At 66.5% G+C, this 17213-nt stretch carries 14 protein-coding genes; all 14 read right to left on the minus strand.

Going from position 1 to position 17213, the window contains the following annotated elements; genetic code table 11:
- Positions 1–13: 13 nt before the first annotated feature.
- The 14 genes from nuoN to ACV7NQ_RS40535 all read right to left on the minus strand — a co-directional run bounded on the left by nuoN (position 14) and on the right by ACV7NQ_RS40535 (position 16525).
- Positions 14–1639, minus strand: a complete 1626-nt coding sequence (nuoN, locus tag ACV7NQ_RS40470; RefSeq protein WP_463364325.1) for an NADH-quinone oxidoreductase subunit NuoN — start codon at positions 1637–1639, stop codon at positions 14–16.
- A gap of 71 nt (positions 1640–1710) precedes the next feature.
- Positions 1711–3330 (minus strand): NADH-quinone oxidoreductase subunit M, encoded by a 1620-nt coding sequence (locus ACV7NQ_RS40475; protein WP_463364326.1) that lies wholly within the window; start codon positions 3328–3330, stop codon positions 1711–1713.
- Positions 3327–5213, minus strand: a complete 1887-nt coding sequence (nuoL, locus tag ACV7NQ_RS40480; RefSeq protein WP_463364327.1) for an NADH-quinone oxidoreductase subunit L — start codon at positions 5211–5213, stop codon at positions 3327–3329. The genes ACV7NQ_RS40475 and nuoL overlap by 4 nt, the downstream gene beginning before the upstream one ends.
- Before the next feature lies 1 nt (position 5214).
- Entirely contained in the window at positions 5215–5514 is a 300-nt protein-coding gene (gene nuoK / locus ACV7NQ_RS40485) for an NADH-quinone oxidoreductase subunit NuoK (RefSeq protein ID WP_463364328.1), read from the minus strand.
- 15 nt (positions 5515–5529) lie between these two features.
- Positions 5530–6384, minus strand: a complete 855-nt coding sequence (locus tag ACV7NQ_RS40490; protein WP_463364329.1) for an NADH-quinone oxidoreductase subunit J — start codon at positions 6382–6384, stop codon at positions 5530–5532.
- Positions 6381–8210, minus strand: coding sequence for an NADH-quinone oxidoreductase subunit NuoH (nuoH, locus tag ACV7NQ_RS40495; protein WP_463364330.1), 1830 nt, complete (start codon positions 8208–8210; stop codon positions 6381–6383). The genes ACV7NQ_RS40490 and nuoH overlap by 4 nt, the downstream gene beginning before the upstream one ends.
- Positions 8203–10686, minus strand: coding sequence for an NADH-quinone oxidoreductase subunit G (locus ACV7NQ_RS40500; protein ID WP_463364331.1), 2484 nt, complete (start codon positions 10684–10686; stop codon positions 8203–8205). The genes nuoH and ACV7NQ_RS40500 overlap by 8 nt, the downstream gene beginning before the upstream one ends.
- Positions 10683–12005, minus strand: coding sequence for an NADH-quinone oxidoreductase subunit NuoF (nuoF, locus tag ACV7NQ_RS40505; RefSeq protein WP_463364332.1), 1323 nt, complete (start codon positions 12003–12005; stop codon positions 10683–10685). Before nuoF ends, ACV7NQ_RS40500 begins: the two co-directional genes overlap by 4 nt.
- 1 nt (position 12006) lies before the next feature.
- Positions 12007–12720: an NADH-quinone oxidoreductase subunit NuoE gene (gene nuoE, locus ACV7NQ_RS40510; protein ID WP_463364333.1), complete on the minus strand. Its 714-nt coding sequence runs from the start codon at positions 12718–12720 to the stop codon at positions 12007–12009.
- A complete protein-coding gene (gene nuoD, locus ACV7NQ_RS40515; RefSeq protein ID WP_463366005.1) occupies positions 12717–14051 on the minus strand; it encodes an NADH dehydrogenase (quinone) subunit D in 1335 nt (444 codons plus the stop codon). Before nuoD ends, nuoE begins: the two co-directional genes overlap by 4 nt.
- A complete protein-coding gene (locus ACV7NQ_RS40520; protein WP_463364334.1) occupies positions 14051–14824 on the minus strand; it encodes an NADH-quinone oxidoreductase subunit C in 774 nt (257 codons plus the stop codon). Before ACV7NQ_RS40520 ends, nuoD begins: the two co-directional genes overlap by 1 nt.
- Positions 14821–15375 (minus strand): NuoB/complex I 20 kDa subunit family protein, encoded by a 555-nt coding sequence (locus ACV7NQ_RS40525; protein ID WP_463364335.1) that lies wholly within the window; start codon positions 15373–15375, stop codon positions 14821–14823. Before ACV7NQ_RS40525 ends, ACV7NQ_RS40520 begins: the two co-directional genes overlap by 4 nt.
- A 97-nt stretch (positions 15376–15472) precedes the next feature.
- Positions 15473–15841, minus strand: a complete 369-nt coding sequence (locus ACV7NQ_RS40530) for an NADH-quinone oxidoreductase subunit A (RefSeq protein WP_463366006.1) — start codon at positions 15839–15841, stop codon at positions 15473–15475.
- A gap of 273 nt (positions 15842–16114) precedes the next feature.
- The gene (locus tag ACV7NQ_RS40535) at positions 16115–16525 is read right to left on the minus strand and encodes an Rv3143 family two-component system response regulator (RefSeq protein WP_463364336.1); all 411 of its coding nucleotides are present in this window, start codon (positions 16523–16525) and stop codon (positions 16115–16117) included.
- Positions 16526–17213: the final 688 nt, after the last annotated feature.

Here is a 17213-nt window from a genome sequence, read left to right on the forward strand (position 1 = left end):
AGTCCCGGTGGGCCTATTGCACGAAAGTTGCTGCACGGTAGGCGATGTCGAGCAGGGGCTGGGGGAAGACACCCAGCAGGACGGTGGCTCCCGCGGTGAAGGTGACGACGGTAGTGGTGAGGAAGGGCGTGACGATCGTGGGTGCGTCCGTGGGCGGGTCGGTGAAGAACATCAGGACGATGACGCGAATGTAGAAGAAGGCGGCGATGGCGCTGGAGATGACGCCGACGATCACCAGGAGGGCCGCGCCGCCCGCGGACGCGGCTTGGAAGACCGCGAACTTGCTGACGAAGCCGCTGGTGAGGGGCAGGCCCGCGAAGGAGAGCAGGAAGAGGGCGAAGACGGTGGCCAGCCAGGGGGAGCGGCGGCCGAGGCCCGCCCACTGGGACATGGCGGTGGCTTCTCCACCCGAGCTGTCGCGGACCAAACTGACCACCGCGAAGGCGCCGAGGGTGCCGATACCGTAGGCCAGCAGGTAGAACAGGACCGCGGAGACGCCCGTGTTGTTGGCGCCGACCAGGCCGGTGAGGATGAAACCGGCATGCGCGACCGCGGAATAAGCGAGCATACGCTTGACATCGGTCTGGGTGATGGCCATGACCGCACCGACGACCATGGTGGCGATCGCGATGGCGGCGAGGATCGGACGCCAGTCGTCGCGCAGGCCGGGCACCGCGACCTGGAGCAGCCGCAGCAGCGCACCGACGGCTGCGATTTTCGTTGCAGCGGCCATGAATCCGGTGATCGCGGTCGGCGCACCCTCGTACACGTCGGGCACCCAGGACTGGAAGGGCACCGCACCGATCTTGAACAGCAGGCCGACCGACAACAGGCCGACACCGAGCAGAGCCAGGGTGGTGTTCTGCGGGTGCTGCGCTATCGCGTCGGCGATACCACCGAGCCGCACTGTTCCGGCCTGCCCATAGAGCAGCGCCACACCGTAGAGGAAGAACGCCGATGAAAACGCGCCGAGCAGAAAGTATTTGAGCGACGCTTCCTGCGAGAGCAGCCGCTTTCGGCGCGCCATTCCACACAGCAGATACAGCGGCAGCGACAGCACCTCGAGCGCCACGAACATGGTAAGCAGATCGTTGGACGCCGGAAACAGCAGCAGCCCACCGACCGCGAGCAGCGTGAGCGGGAAGACCTCGGTGGTCGCGACACCCGCTCGAACAGCGGCCATTTCGCCCGCACTACCCGGCACCGCGGACGCCTGCGGCGTGAACGCGTCAACGCCGCGCCCGACGGTCGCCGCGGCCAGACTCCAGGTGCCGGGGCCGGAGCGTCCCTCGGCCCGCGGCTCGGCGCCACGCTCGGCGATGAACAGCAGCGCGAGGATGGCCACGACGATGATCGTGCCCTGCAGGAACAGCGTCACGCCGTCGACCGACACCGCACCGACCATCGCGGTGGCATTGGTGCCCGCCAGCCGGATGACCGCAACCAGCGCCGCCACCAAACCCGCGAGCCCGAGCATCAAATGGGTCGCGTACCGATACTTGCGGGGGAAGAACGCCTCCACCAAGACGCCCACCACCGCGACGCCGAACACGATCAGCATCGGCGACAGCTTGCCGTATTCGATGCTCGGTGCGGGGACAGTCGCCGCGAGCACGGTTCCGTATTCGTAGGAAGTCACTTATGCCGTCCTTGAATCGAAGTTCGTACAGCGGCCGGGGCCCAGATCAACCGTTCCGTTCAGGAGAGCGCTCATTTGTGCCCTCCTCCGCTGTGTGCGCCCGCTTCCGGGAGCGACGGCACCGACGGCGCGGGATCGTGCTTGCCGATGGTGGTGAGCGTCTGTCCCACCGCGGGATTGATGAAGTCCAGCACCGGTTTCGGGTAGATCCCAAGGAACAGCAGGGCAGCGATCAGCGGCACCACCACGGCAAGCTCGCGCGGCACCAGATCGTAGAGCCGTTCGTTGCCTTCCTTCACCGGGCCGGTCATCATGCGCTGGTAGAGCCACAGCACATACAGTGCCGCCAAGACCAGCGCGGCCGTTGCGATGACGGCGGCGACCTGGTAGCGGGTGAATGTGCCTGCCAGGACCAGGAATTCGCTGATGAACGGCGCAAGCCCGGGCAGCGACAAGGTGGCAAGACCGGCGATGAAAAAGGTGCCGGCCAGCACCGGCGCCACCTTCTGCACCCCGCCGAACTCGGCGATGACACGGGTGCCCCGGCGCGACACCAGGAAGCCGGCGATCAGGAACAGCGCGGCGGTCGAGATGCCGTGGTTGACCATATACAGTGTGGCCCCGGTCTGCCCCTGGCTGGTCATGGCGAAGATGCCGAGGATGATGAACCCGAAGTGCGAGATCGAGGTGTAGGCGATCAGGCGCATCACGTCGGTCTGGCCGATGGCAAGCAGCGCACCGTAGATAATGCCGATCACGGCGAGCGTAATCACCAGCGGCGCATAGGTTCCCGACGCTTCGGGGAAGAGCATCAGGCAGTAGCGCAGCATGCCGAAGGTGCCGACCTTGTCGACCACCGCCATCATCAGCACCGCACTCGATGGGGTCGCCGCCACCGCCGCATCCGGCAGCCAGGTGTGCAGCGGCCACAGCGGCGCCTTCACCGCGAACGCGAACATGAACCCGAGGAACAGCGCATTCAACACGGCCGGACCCGCGCCGAGCTGCCCGGTATTGGCCGCCGCGACGACGGTGCGGAAGTCGAAGGTGCCCGCCGACCCGGCGCCGAGCCCTTCCCGGGCGGTGAGCACATACAACCCGATCACCGCGGCCAGCATGATCAGCCCGCCGAACAGGTTGTAGAGCAGGAACTTCACTGCCGCCCGCGACCGCTGCTGGCGCACCTGCACATCCGCGCTGCGCGGCCCGAAGCCACCGATGAGGAAGTACATCGGGATGAGCATGGCCTCGAAGAACACATAGAACAGCAGAATGTCCAGTGAGACAAAGGAAATCAGCACCATCGCCTCGACCATGAGGGTGAGCGCGACATAGGTGTGCGCGACGCGGCGTCCGCTGCCGACCTCGCGTTCGTCATTCCAGCCCGCCAGGATCAGCAGCGGTATGAGCGCCGCGGTGAGCAACACCAGCACCAGTGCGATCCCGTCCAAACCGACGGTGTATCCGGCGCCGAAAGCCGGGATCCACTCGTGGTTCTCGACGAACTGATACTGTGCCCCACCGGGTTCGAAGCGCACGGCCAGCACGATACCCAGCGCGAGCACGGCGACCGAGATACCGAATGCCAGGCAGCGGGCGAGCGTGCGTTGCGATGCGGGCAGCACGAGTACGGCCACGGATCCGACCGCGGGCAACACCCACAACAGGGTCAACCAGGGAAAGTCGTTCACCAGATCCTCACCGCCAGCAGGGCTGCGGCCACCAGGGCCGCGCCGGTGAACATGGACAGGGCATAGGACCGCACGAAACCGGACTGCACCCGCCGGATCCGGACGGACAGGCCGCCGATCAGCGCCGCGGTGCCGTTGACGATGCCGTCGATGCCGCGACTGTCGAAGAAGACCAGCGCCCGGGTCAGGTGCCGACCGGGACGCATGAACACGCCCTCGTTGAACGCGTCACCGTAGAGGTCCTTACGGGCCGCCACGGTCAGCACGGTGACGGCTTCGGGTGCGGTCTCCGGGATTTCGCGCTGCGCGTACTGGTAGTAGGCGGCCGCGACACCGGTCGCGACCACGATCAAGGCGAGCGCGGTGACGACTGCCGCGGGGACGGTCTCCTCGCCGTGGTGCGCTCCGACCACCGGTTCGAGCCAGTTCTGTAGCGACGACCCGAGGACGAACAATCCACCCGCGGCGACGGAACCCACGGCGAGCAGGATCATCGGCCCCGTCATCACCGCCGGTGACTCGTGCGGATGGGTGTCGGGCTTCCAGCGGCGTTCGCCGAAGAAGGTCATCAGCATCACCCGCGTCATATAGAACGCGGTCAGCCCCGCACCGATGAGGGTGACCGTGCCGAGCGCCAGCCCGTTTACCCCGCCCTGGTTGAACGCCGCCTCGATGATCCGGTCCTTGGAGAAGAACCCGGCGAACGGCGGCACGCCGATGATGGCGAGGTAGCCGAGGCCGAAGGTGACGTAGGTGATCGGTAGCAGTGTCCGCAGTCCGCCGTAGCGGCGCATGTCGGTCTCGTCGTCCATCGCGTGCATCACCGACCCGGCGCCGAGGAACAGTCCGGCCTTGAAGAACCCGTGGGTGAGCAGATGCATGATGGCCACCGGGTATCCGGCCGGACCCAGCCCGGCCGCGAGGACCATGTAGCCGATCTGGCTCATGGTCGAGGCGGCGAGAGCCTTCTTAATGTCATCCTTGGCGCAGCCGACGACGGCGCCGAACAACAGCGTCACCGCGCCCACCAGCACCACGCCGAGCCGGGCATTGGGGGCCAGGTCGAAGATTGGGCCGGACCGCGCGATGAGGTACACGCCCGCGGTGACCATGGTGGCCGCGTGGATGAGCGCCGACACCGGGGTCGGGCCCTCCATCGCGTCACCGAGCCAGGATTGCAACGGTACCTGGGCGGACTTGCCGCACGCGGCGAGCAGCAGCAGCAATCCGATCGCGGTGAGCTTGCCCTCGCTCGCGTTCGGTGCGGCGGCGAATACGTCGGCGAAGTTGATCGAGCCGAAGGTCGCGAACATGGTGAACATGGCGATCGCCAGCCCCATGTCGCCGACCCGGTTGACCACGAACGCCTTCTTGGCCGCCGTTGCGGCGGACGGCTTTTCGTGCCAGAACCCGATCAGCAAGTAGGACGCCAGGCCGACGCCCTCCCAGCCGAGGTAGAGCACCAGGTAGTTGTTCGCAAGCACCAGCAGCAGCATGGCCGCGAGGAACAGGTTGAGGTAGGCGAAGAACCGCCGCCGCGCCGGATCGTGGCTCATGTAGCCGACGGAGTAGATGTGGATCAGCGATCCCACTCCGGTGATCAGCAGCGCGAAACACACCGACAGTTGGTCCAATTGGAGGCTGAAGTCGACCTGCAGTCCGGCGACCGGGACCCAGCTGAACAGGTTGGTGTGGATGGCCCGTTCGGCGTTGGCGCGGCCGAGCATCTCGAAGAACCCGATCGCGGCGACCGCGAACGACGCCAGGGCCGCGGCAATACCGAGCAGGTGACCCCACTTGTCGGTGTACTTGCCGCCGAGCAGCAGGATGACCGCGCCGGCCAGCGGCAGCGCGGGCAGCAGAAACAGCGTTGCCCCGTCCACGTCAGAACTTCAGCAGGTTGGCGTCGTCGACCGAGGTCGAGCGGCGGACACGGAAGATGGTCATGATGATGGCAAGGCCGACAACGACTTCGGCCGCGGCGACCACCATGGTGAAGAACGCGAAGACCTGACCGTCGAGATTCGCGTGCAGCCGGGCGAAGGTGACGAAGGCGAGGTTCACCGCATTGAGCATCAACTCGATGCACATGAACACGACGATGGCGTTGCGCCGCAACAGCACTCCAGCCGCGCCGATCGTGAACAACAGGGCGGACAGAAACAGGTAGTTCTGAGGGTTCACCGGATGCCTTCCTCGTCAACTCTGCGTCGAGTGGTCGATGGGTGTCGAATCGTCGACGGACGTGTGGGTTTCGGTCCCATTGCGCTTGCCCGATGCGCCGACCGACAGGATCGCCGCTTCGGTGAGCGCCCGGTTGCGGCGGTGGCGCAGGATGGTGCTGACCGACAACTCTTCGAAGGAACCGTCCGGCAGCCTGGCCGGGATATCGACCGCGTTGTGCCTGGCGTAGACGCCGGGCGTGGGCAGCGGGGTGGCGCGGCCCTTGCCGTCCCGGAACCGGCGCTGGGACATCTCCCGCTGACCCAGCCGCTGCCCGAACTGCTCGCGGTGCGCGAGCACCATCGCCCCGATGGTGGCGGTGATCAGCAGCGCGCCGGTGAGCTCGAAGGCCCAGACGTAGCGGACGAAGATCAGCTCGGCGAGCGAACCGATCACGTTCCGTCCCGCGAATCCTGTTGCCGGGTAGGTGATTCCGGAATTGCGGATGCCGTTGGCGATCCCGCTGATCAACAGCAGACCGAAGCCGAGACCGACCGCGGCGGCCGCGAGCCGTTGTCCGCGAATTGTTTCCCGCAGCGACTCGGCCGAATCGACACCCACCAGCATGAGCACGAACAGGAACAGCATCATCACCGCGCCGGTGTAGACGACGATCTGCACCACGCCGAGGAACAGCGCGTCCTGGGCCATGTAGAAGACCGCGAGCGTGATCATGGTGGTGGCCAGGCACAGCGCCGAATGCACGGCCTTGGGTGCGAAGACCATGCCGAGCGCACCGATCACGGCCAGCGGAGCCAGGATCCAGAACTGCACCGACTCCAGGGTGGAGGTTCGGGTCAATGGTTCGGCGGCGAGGATCAGGTCGGTCATCGCACCCCTCCTTCCACGCCCACCGTCGCGGGCTCCCTCGGGGCATCGGGGTCGGGCGCACCGCCGGGCACATCGCCCCGGTAGTAGTCGCCCTCATCGGCGCCCGGGTACATGTCGTGCGGTGGCGCGCTCATGCCGGGCTGTATCGGGGCGAGCAGCCGATCCTTTTCGTAAATCAGGTCGGCGCGGTTGTCGTCGGTCATTTCGTATTCGTTGGTCATCGTCAACGCCCTGGTCGGGCACGCCTCGATGCACAACCCGCAGCCGATGCAGCGCAGGTAGTTGATCTGGTAGACCCGGCCGTAGCGCTCGCCGGGCGAAAAGCGTTCCGTCTCGGTGTTGTCCGCGCCTTCGACATAGATGGCGTCGGCGGGGCAGGCCCAGGCGCACAGCTCGCAGCCGATGCACTTTTCGAGTCCGTCCGAGTGCCGGTTGAGCTGGTGGCGACCGTGGTAGCGCGGTGCGGTCGGCACCTTGTGCTCCGGGTAATACTCGGTGTTGGGCTTCTTGAACATCGTCGCGGCAGTGACAACGAACCCGGCGAGCGGTTCCAGCAGGCCGGCCTTGGCTGGGGCGGGCATCGTGGACCGATCCGGCATGGGCGGTGTCGGGAAGCCGAGGAATACCGCGTTGTCACTCGAGGTTGCGACGCTCGGTTCTTCGACGCTCGGTTCTTCGACGGGCGGCGGCATTCCCTCCGCGCGTCCGGCGCGCAGGAACATCCCGACTATCAGCCCGGAGATGATCAGTCCGGCGATCACCAGCGCCGGGGTCTGGACGTGGTAGCCCTCGGACTGCAGGACGCGGACGGCGCCGACCAGCATCACCCAGGCCAGCGAGGTCGGAATCAGCAGCTTCCAGCCCAGGTTCATGAACTGGTCGTAGCGCAGCCGCGGGAGCGTGCCGCGCAGCCAGATGAAGCAAAACAGGAACGTCCAGACCTTGAGCGTGAACCACAGCACCGGCCACCAGCCGGAGTTCGCGCCGTCCCACATGTTCAGCGGCCAAGGTGCGTGCCAGCCGCCGAGGAACAGCGTGGTGGCCAGCGCGGAAACCGTTGCCATGTTGATGTATTCGGCGAGCATGAACATGGCGAACTTGAGCGAGGAGTACTCGGTATGGAAGCCACCGACGAGTTCGCCCTCGGCCTCGGGCAGGTCGAACGGCGCCCGGTTGGTCTCGCCGACCATCGACACGCAGTAGATGAGGAACGACGGCAACAGCAGGAAGACATACCAGGTGCCCTCCTGCGCCTTGACGATGCCGGAGGTGGCCATGGTGCCGCCGAGCAGGAACACCGTCGCGAAGCACAGCGCCATCGCGATCTCATACGAGATGACCTGTGCGGTCGAACGCAATCCGCCGAGCAGCGGGTAGGTGGAACCCGACGACCATCCAGCCAGCACGATCCCGTACACGCCCACCGAGGTGATGGCGAGGATGTAGAGCACGGCCACCGGCATATCGGTCAGTTGCAGCGCGGTGCGGTGCCCGAAGATCGACACCTCCGGTCCGAATGGGATAACGGCGAACGCCATCACCGCCGGGATCACCGAAATGATCGGCGCCAGAATGAAGATCGGCTTGTCCACGATGGTGGGGATGATGTCTTCCTTCAGCGCCATCTTGACGCCGTCGGCGACCGCCTGCAAGGTGCCCTTGGGTCCGACCCGGTTCGGGCCGATGCGCATCTGCATGCGCGCCACGATCTTTCGTTCCAGATACACCGACATCAGGGCGGTGAGCAGCAGGAATCCGAAAATGGCGAGGGACTTTCCGATCACAAGCCACAGCGGGTCGTGACCGAAGAGGGACAGATCACTCATGACGGTGTTCCTTCATCCTCTCGTCCGCACGCCGCAGATGCACCACGCCGCCCGGTTGGGTGGCGAGCTGTTCGAAGACCGAACTTCCCGGCGAATTCAACGGCAGCCAGACCACCCGGTCGGGCAGGTCGGTGATCAGCAGCGGCAGCGTGATGGTGCCGCGGTCGGTGCCGATGGTGATCGGATCATCGTTGGCGGCGCCGATTTCCGCGGCGGTCGCGGGGGACAGCCGCACCACCGGTGGGCGCGCGATGCCTGCCAGGTTCGGTTCGCCGTCCTGCATCCGGCCCTGGTCGAGCAGCATGCGCCAGCCCGCGAGTACGGCGGTGCCGGGTTCGGGCTGGGTGACCGGGTGCGCCCGATGCGCGGGAGATGCGACGGGCGGGCCATCCCAGACGCCGAGTTCGGCGAGTTCGGCGCGGGCGGCGTCGGTGTCGGGCAGCCCGAGGCGCACCTTCATCTCGTCCGCGATCGCCTGCAGGACTCGCTGATCCGACAGCGGTGCGGCCTCGCAGCGCACGGCGGAGTCGCGCAGCGCGGCGTCGAACGGCCGGGGTCGGCCCTCCCAGGTGCGGAAGGTGCCGGACTTCTCCATGGCCGAGGCCACCGGGAACACCACATCGGCGCGTTCGGTGACATCGCTGCGGCGCAGTTCCAGACTGACGACGAAACGGGCGGCGTCGACGGCGGCGAGCGCGGCCTTCGGATCCGGCAGGTCGGCCAGGTCGACACCACCGATGACGAGTGCGCCGAGGGTGGTGGCCGACTCGAGGATCGCGGCGGTATCGCGTCCGACCGTCACAGGCAGGTCCGGCACGTTCCACAGCGACCGAACCTGTTGGCGGGCAAGGGGATCCACCACGGGCCGACCGCCTGGGAGCAGGCCGGGCAGTGCGCCCGCCTCGACCGCACCGCGTTCACCGGCGCGGCGCGGCACCCAGGCCAGGGCGGCGCCGGTCTCGTCGGCGAGCCGAACGGCGGCCGAGAGTGCACCCGGAATCCCGGCGAGCCGCTCACCGACCATGATCACCGCACCCGGCTGGCGCAGCAGCCGCGACGCCTCGGTCATCTTCTCGGAATCGTTTCCGGCCGTGGCGAATTCGCTGGTGCGCAGGGTGTCCAGCAGGTGCGGTTCGGCGCCCGGCATCGCCTGCAGCAGGGTGCCGGACATGCGGTCGAGGCCGCGCGAGGAGTAAGCGGCCAACGAGTAGACGGGCAGTCCACGCTTGCGGGCCGCCTTGCGTAGCCGCAGGTAGACGATTGGCGATTCCTCTTCCGGCTCGAGACCGGCGAGCAGGACGATCGATGCCTTCTCCATGCTGTCGTAGTCGACGGTGACACCCTGTCCGGCGACGCGTGCGGCGAGGAAGTCGGCTTCCTCGACCGAATGCACCCGGGTGCGGAAGTCGATGTCGTTGGTGCCGAGGGCAATTCGCGCGAACTTGGCGTAGGCGTAGGCGTCTTCCTCGGTGACGCGGCCGCCGACCAGCACACCCGCGCTGCCGAAGGCGGAGGCCAAGCCTTCCGCCGCCGCGGCGAGTGCCTCGGACCAGGAGGCCGGGGCGAGGTTGCCGTCCCAGCCGCGGACCAGTGGCGTGGTCAGCCGATCGCGTTCGGTGGCGTAGGCGAAGGCCCAGCGACCCTTGTCGCAGTTCCATTCCTCGTTGACCTGGGGGTCGTCACCGGCCAGGCGGCGCAGCACCTTGCCGCGACGGTGGTCGGTGCGCTGCGCGCAGCCCGACGCGCAGTGCTCGCACACGCTTGGGCTGGACACCAGGTCGAACGGGCGGGCCCGGAATCGGTAGCTGGTGCCGGTGAGCGCGCCGACCGGGCAGATCTGCACGGTGTTGCCGGAGAAGTACGAATCCAGCGGCTCGGCCTGCGCGATGCCGACCTGTTGCAGCGCACCGCGATCCATGAGTTCGATGAACGGGTCGCCCGCCACCTGCTCGGAGAAACGGGTGCAGCGGGCACACAGCACGCAGCGTTCCCGGTCCAGCAGCACCGCCGTGGACAGCGGAATCGGCTTGGGATAGGTGCGTTTCACGCCCTCGAACCTGGTTTCCGGCCGACCGCTGGACATCGCCTGGTTCTGCAGCGGGCACTCGCCGCCCTTGTCGCAGACGGGGCAGTCGAGGGGGTGATTGATGAGCAGCAACTCCATCACACCCTCTTGCGCCTTGTCCGCCACCGCGGAGGTGAGCTGGGTGCGCACGACCATGCCGTCGGTGACGGCAATCGTGCAAGAGGCGACCGGCTTGCGCTGGCCCTCCACCTCGACGATGCACTGGCGGCAGGCGCCGACCGGGTCGAGCAGCGGGTGGTCGCAGAAGCGCGGGATCTGGATGCCGATGAGTTCAGCGGCGCGGATCACCAGGGTGCCGGCGGGCACGCTGACGGTGGTGCCGTCGATGGTCACGGTCACCAGGTCGGCGGGGACGAGCCCATTGGTGTTGGTGTTCACGGTGGCAGTCATCGAACTCCTTCTCCTGCTTCCGCCCAGGCGGTGGAGCGCGCGGGATCGAACGGACAGCCGTCCAGGCGCAGATGGTCGATGAACTCCTCGCGGAAGTACTTCAGCGAGGAGATGATCGGACTGGCCGCGCCGTCACCAAGGGCGCAGAACGACTTGCCGTTGATGGTGTCGCTGATGTCCAGGAGCTTGTCCAGATCGGACTCGGTGCCCCGGCCCGCTTCGATGCGCTGGAGCAGCTGGACCAGCCAGTAGGTGCCCTCGCGGCATGGCGTGCATTTGCCGCAGGATTCGTGGGCGTAGAACTCGGTCCAGCGCAGCACTGCCCGCACCACGCAGGTGGTGTCGTCGAAGATCTGTAATGCCTTGGTGCCCAACATGGATCCGGCCGCGGAGACGCCCTCATAGTCGAGGGGGACATCGAGGTGATCTTCGGTGAACAGTGGCGTCGACGAGCCGCCCGGCGTCCAGAACTTCACCCGATGTCCGGCGCGTACCCCACCGGCGTAGTCGAGGAGTTCGCTCAGGGTGATGCCGAGCGGCGCCTCGTACTGGCCGGGTCGGGCGACATGGCCCGACAGCGAGTACAGCGTGAAACCGGGGGACTTCTCGGTGCCCATCGACCGGAACCAGGCGGTGCCGTTGAGGATGATCGGCGGCACGCTGGCAATGGATTCGACGTTGTTCACCACGGTCGGGCAGGCGTACAGACCGGCGACGGCGGGAAACGGCGGCCGCAGCCGGGGCTGGCCGCGGCGGCCTTCCAGGGAATCCAGCAGGGCGGTTTCCTCGCCGCAGATGTAGGCGCCCGCACCGGCGTGCACGATGAGTTCGAGGTCGTAGCCGGAGCCGAGGATATCGCAGCCGAGGTAACCGGCCTCGTATGCCTGTGCCACGGCGGCCTGCAGGCGACGCAGCACCGGCACCACCTCGCCGCGCACGTAGATGAAGGCATGCGCCGCGCGGATGGCGTAGGCGGCGATGATCATACCCTCGATCAGCGTGTGCGGTGTGGCTAGCATAAGCGGAATGTCTTTGCAGGTACCGGGTTCCGACTCATCGGCGTTGACCACCAGGTAATGCGGTTTGCTGGTGCCGTCCGGTCCGGGACCCTGCGGGATGAAGCTCCACTTCATTCCGGTGGGGAAGCCCGCACCGCCACGGCCGCGCAGACCCGCGTCCTTGACGGTCTGGATCACCTGATCGGGCTCCATCCGAAGCGCTTTACGCAGCGCCTGGTAGCCGTCGTGACGGCGATAGGTGTCCATGGTCCACGACTGCGGGTCGTCCCAGTACCTGCTGAGCACAGGAGTCAACGTCATATCAGGCGCCCTCCAGATTCTCTTGCGGCGCGGGCGGATTCATGTCCTGCTCCTGCGCGACACGCAGCCCGGCCAGGGTGGCCTCGCCCGCCGCGCCGTCCAGGACGCCGGGCCGCTCGTCCGGGAATCCGGCCAGGATGCGCGCGGTCTCCTTGAAGGTACACAGCGGCGCGCCGCGGCTGGGGGTCACCTGCTGGCCCGCACGCAGCGAATCCACCAGTGCCTGAGCGGATTCGGGGGTCTGATTGTCGAAGAACTCCCAGTTGACCATGACGACCGGCGCGAAATCGCAGGCCGCATTGCACTCGACGTGCTCCAGCGTGATCGATCCGTCCGGTGTCGTTTCGCCGTGCTTGACGCCGAGGTGGCGTTCGAGGGTGTCGAGGATAGCGTCGCCACCCATCACCGCGCACAGCGTGTTGGTGCAGACGCCGACGTGATAGTCGCCGGTCGGGGTGCGCCGGTACATCGAGTAGAAGGTCGCCACTGCGGTGACCTCGGCGCCGGTCAATCCAAGCTGGTCGGCGCAGAATTCTATGCCGGTGCCGGTCACGCAGCCCTCTTCGGCCTGCACCAGGTGCAGCAGCGGCAACAAGGCCGAGCGGCGGTGCGGGTAGCGGCCGATGATCTCCTTGGCGTCGACCTCCAGGCGCTCGCGGACGTACGCCGGAAACGGCTCGGGCCGGGTGGAGAGCTTCAACATGATCTCGGTCATCTGTCCACTCCGCCCATGACGGGGTCGATGCTGGCGACCGAGGCGATGACATCGGCGAGCATGCCGCCCTCGCACATCGCCGCCACGGCTTGCAGATTCGTGAAGGAGGGGTCGCGATAGTGCACCCGGAACGGGCGGGTGCCGCCGTCGCTGACCATGTGCACGCCCAGCTCGCCGCGCGGCGACTCGACGGCCGTGTACACCTGGCCCGCAGGTACCCGGATGCCCTCGGTGACCAGTTTGAAGTGGTGGATGAGTCCCTCCATGGATGTGCCCATGATCTTGCCGATGTGCTTGGGGGAGTTGCCGAGTCCGTCCGGGCCGATGGACAGGTCGGCGGGCCAGGCGATCTTCTTGTCGTCCACCATCACCGGTCCCGGCCGCAGCCGGTCCAGGCATTGTTCGACGATCTTCAGCGACTCCTTCATCTCCTCGACCCGGATCACGTAGCGGCCGTAGCAGTCGCAGCCAGTGGTGGTGGGGATGTCGAATTCGTAGGTCTCGTAACCGCAGTAGGGCTGTGACTTGCGCAGGTCGTGCGGCAGGCCGGTGGAGCGCAGCACCGGACCGGTGATGCCGAGCGCCATGCAGCCAGTGAGATCCAGGTAGCCGATGTCCTGGGTGCGGGCCTTCCAGATCGGGTTGCTGGTGAGCAGATGTTCCATGTCGCGCAACCGCTTCGGCAGCAGATCCAGCAGCTCGCGGACCTTGGTGACGCCGTTGTCGGGCAGATCCTGGATGACGCCGCCGGGCCGGATATAGGCGTGATTCATCCGCAGGCCGGTGATCGTCTCGAAGACGTCGAGGATCAGTTCGCGCTCCCGGAAACCGAACAGCATCGGGGTCAGTGCGCCGAGCTCCATGCCACCGGTAGCCAGCGCCACCAGGTGCGAGGAGATGCGGTTGAGTTCCATGAGCATGACGCGAATGATGGTGGCGCGCTCGGGGATATCGTCGGTGATGTCGAGCAGTTTCTCGACGCCGAGGCAGTACGCCGTCTCGTTGAAGAACGGCGACAGATAGTCCATCCGGGTCACGAAGGTGACGCCCTGCGTCCAGTTCCGGAATTCGAGATTCTTCTCGATTCCGGTGTGCAGGTAGCCGATTCCGCAGCGGGCCTCGGTGACCGTCTCGCCCTCGATTTCGAGGATGAGTCGCAGCACGCCGTGCGTGGACGGGTGCTGCGGGCCCATGTTGACGACGATGCGCTCTTCGCCAGCGCCGTCGAGGGTTTCGGTGACCTGATCCCAATCCTGACCTGCGACGGTGACCATCGTCGGCTTCGGCCCGGCGTCATCGCAGACGTCGGGCCTGGTGTCGGTGTTGTTCATCATCTGTACGTCCTCCGCTCGTCGGGCGGCGGGATGCGCGCGCCCTTGTACTCGACCGGGATCCCGCCGAGCGGGTAGTCCTTGCGCTGGGGGTGGCCTCGCCAGTCGTCGGGCATCGTGATGCGGGTCAGCGAAGGGTGGCCGTCGAAGATGATGCCGAAGAAGTCGTAGGTTTCACGCTCGTGCCAGTCCGTGGTCGGATACACGCTGTAGAGCGACGGGATGTGCGGGTCGGTGTCCGGTGCGGAGACCTCGATGCGCAGCCTGCGATTATGTGTGATCGACATGAGCGGATACACCGCGTGCAGCTCGCGGCCCTCGTCGTCCGGGTAGTGCACGCCGCTGACGCCGAGGCAGAGCTCGCAGCGCAGCGCGGCGTCGTTGCGTAACGCGAGGGCGACCACGGGCAGGCGGTCGCGGCGCACGTGCAGGGTGAGCTCGCCGCGGAAGACGACGATCTTTTCGATGGCGGTTTCGAAGCCGAGCCCGACCGCGGTGAGTGCGGTATGCAGGGCGGCGACCACCTCGTCGAAGTAACCGCCGTACGGTGCGGGCGTGCTGCCCGGCAGGGTCACCGGCCGGACCAGCTTGCCGTAGCCGGAGGTGTCGCCGCTGCCGCTGGCGCCGAACATCCCGCGGCGCACGCCGATCACCTCGGCGCCCGCGGGCGCGGACTCTTCCTCGGGCGGCGTGCCCTCGGGACCCGCGGTGACAGCCTCCGAAAGGTCTTCGGGCGGGTGGCTATCGGTGTTGGCGGGGGAATCGAAGGTCATCGCAGCAGACCCTCCATTCGGATGGTCGGCGTGGATGCCAGCGCGGCCCGTTCGGCGGCCCGCACGGCCTCGTCCCGGTTGACGCCCAGTGGCATCTCCTGAATCTTTGCGTGCAATGCCAGAATCGCGTTGAGCAGCATCTCCGGGCGGGGCGGGCAGCCGGGCAGGTAGATGTCGACCGGTACGACGTGATCGACGCCCTGAACGATGGCGTAGTTGTTGAACATGCCGCCCGACGATGCGCACACGCCCATCGCCAGCACCCATTTCGGCTCGGTCATCTGGTCATAGACCTGGCGCAGCACCGGCGCCATCTTCTGGCTGACCCGGCCCGCGACGATCATCAGATCGGCCTGCCGCGGCGAGGCACGGAAGGCCTCCATGCCGAAGCGGGCGATATCGAAACGTCCGGCGCCAGTGGCCATCATCTCGATCGCGCAGCAGGCGAGACCGAAGGTGGCGGGCCAGAGCGAACCCTTGCGCAGATATCCGGCGAAATCTTCGACCGTGCTCAGCAAAAAGCCGCTGGGCAGTTTTTCCTCGAGACCCATGTTGGACTACATCTCACTTCCACTGTGCAAATGACAGAGTGTTTCGAGCGGCCTGCAAGCAGTCGCTAGCGGCCGCGGCCGACGACCTTGTACGCGATCAGTCCCAGCTGAGACCGCCGCGGCGCCATTCGTAGGCGTACGCGACGGAGACGTTGAAAATGAACAGCCCCATCGCGGCGAGACCGAAGAGACCGAGCGCATCGAAGTGGACAGCCCACGGGTAGAGGAACACGATCTCGATGTCGAAGATGATGAATAGCATCGCGGTCAGGTAGTACTTCACCGGAAAACGTTGTCCGGTAATGTTTCCCGGCCCGCCCGCGACGGCATGCGGGGTCGGCTCGATCCCGCACTCGTAGGCCTCGAGTTTGGCCCGGTTGTAGCGCTTCGGGCCGACAAGGGCGGCCATCACTATGGAAAACACCGCAAACGCGGCGCCGATCGCGCCGAGCACGAGCGTCGGCATTTCGATATTCACAACTGCACTTCCCCTCCTTGCAAGCCGGAGCCGGCGGGTTGGGTGAGCTGGAGGAGACCTGACGTGGCGGGTCTCATACCGTGCCCGCGCTCATGTGAGCTATGGCACACACTACAACTGATGCGCCTGGCTGAGCCCTGTTTCGATGCGGTTTTTGATCGAAAACGCGACTGCCATTTATGACTGAAACGGGGGTAATCGAGGCGTTGTCACGTGACAATAAGCGCGCGAGTACGAAGGCATGTCCAGTGCGAGTGTGAGTCAGGCCGCGGAGCGGTTGCGTAGCAGCGCGACGACGGCTTCGGTGAGCCGGATCGGGTCGATCGGGTGCGAGACGGCGGCCTCGGCCCGCGACCACGTGGCCAACCAGGCGTCGTCCGGACGGCCGGTGAGCACGAGAACCGGTGGGCACCGGTCGATCTCGTCCTTGAGCTGCTTGGCGATGCCGAGCCCGCCCGCGGGCGCCGCCTCGCCGTCCAGGATCACCAGGTCGATGCCGCCCGCGTCCATCTGGTCGATCACCACCTGTACGGTGGCGACCTCGAGGTACTCCAGTCCGGGTAGCTCCGGGTGCGGGTGCCTACCCAGCGCCAGCATCACCTGGTGCCGGGTGTCAGCGTCGTTGCTGTACACGAGGACCCGCAGAGGGGTGGAACGAATCGCATCAGCCACGCAGGGATGGTACGTCGGAGAGGGCACCCGTCGTGGCAGGTTGGCCCAGATTGCTCTGCGCGTCGCTGACGGCGTTCCTGATCCGTCGCTCGAGGCGCGGTAAGCCGCGACCCATCGCGCGGACACGTTCGAAATCAGCGAGTCGCCTCCAGCCAGGGGCAAGGCTTGCACACGAGCACATCGACCCAGGTAGGCACACCGCCATCCGCGTTAACGAGGCGACACGCATATTCACCGGCTTGTAACAGCGAACCTCGCTGCTCACGCACTATCCGGGTCCACAATCAACGTGAGAGCTTCGCAACCCGACGACCCCTCGTGGTCGCTGGATCGCCAATCGGGTGGGGTCCGGGATGTGCACGCCCCCCGGACCTCACCGCCCGATCATTCCCCACACCCAGCACGCCCCGGACCTTCCATGCGTCACACAGGGTTACCAGCCCGGCGCGGCGTCGAGAACCCTGGTGGCCCCACGCCCCGCTTCGATCATGTCGAGTGAACTCGTGCCACAGGCGGGTATGCAGCAGGCCCGGACCACCTAATTGTTTTACATCGCAGCACGTTCCGCGTCGAAGAACTCGACGTTGCTCGGCGTGGGATTGCCACTTGTCGGCAGGACCCACGCGACGGTGCCACCAGCGGCCCGAAGCCCCTCGGCCAAGCGGTTTGTTGGGTACGATGCCGAGGC

This window comes from Nocardia sp. Tas62D01 (genome assembly GCF_055232035.1).

Bases quoted from the DNA above. Each gene is read 5' to 3' on its own strand.
- nuoH (WP_463364330.1), bottom strand. From the start codon at position 8,210: ATGAGTGATCTGTCCCTCTTCGGTCACGACCCGCTGTGGCTTGTGATC.
- ACV7NQ_RS40520 (WP_463364334.1), bottom strand. From the start codon at position 14,824: ATGACCTTCGATTCCCCCGCCAACACCGATAGCCACCCGCCCGAAGAC.
- ACV7NQ_RS40500 (WP_463364331.1), bottom strand. From the start codon at position 10,686: ATGACTGCCACCGTGAACACCAACACCAATGGGCTCGTCCCCGCCGAC.
- nuoF (WP_463364332.1), bottom strand. From the start codon at position 12,005: ATGACGTTGACTCCTGTGCTCAGCAGGTACTGGGACGACCCGCAGTCG.
- nuoE (WP_463364333.1), bottom strand. From the start codon at position 12,720: ATGACCGAGATCATGTTGAAGCTCTCCACCCGGCCCGAGCCGTTTCCG.
- ACV7NQ_RS40530 (WP_463366006.1), bottom strand. From the start codon at position 15,841: ATGCCGACGCTCGTGCTCGGCGCGATCGGCGCCGCGTTTGCGGTGTTT.
- ACV7NQ_RS40525 (WP_463364335.1), bottom strand. From the start codon at position 15,375: ATGGGTCTCGAGGAAAAACTGCCCAGCGGCTTTTTGCTGAGCACGGTC.
- ACV7NQ_RS40490 (WP_463364329.1), bottom strand. From the start codon at position 6,384: ATGACCGACCTGATCCTCGCCGCCGAACCATTGACCCGAACCTCCACC.
- nuoD (WP_463366005.1), bottom strand. From the start codon at position 14,051: ATGAACAACACCGACACCAGGCCCGACGTCTGCGATGACGCCGGGCCG.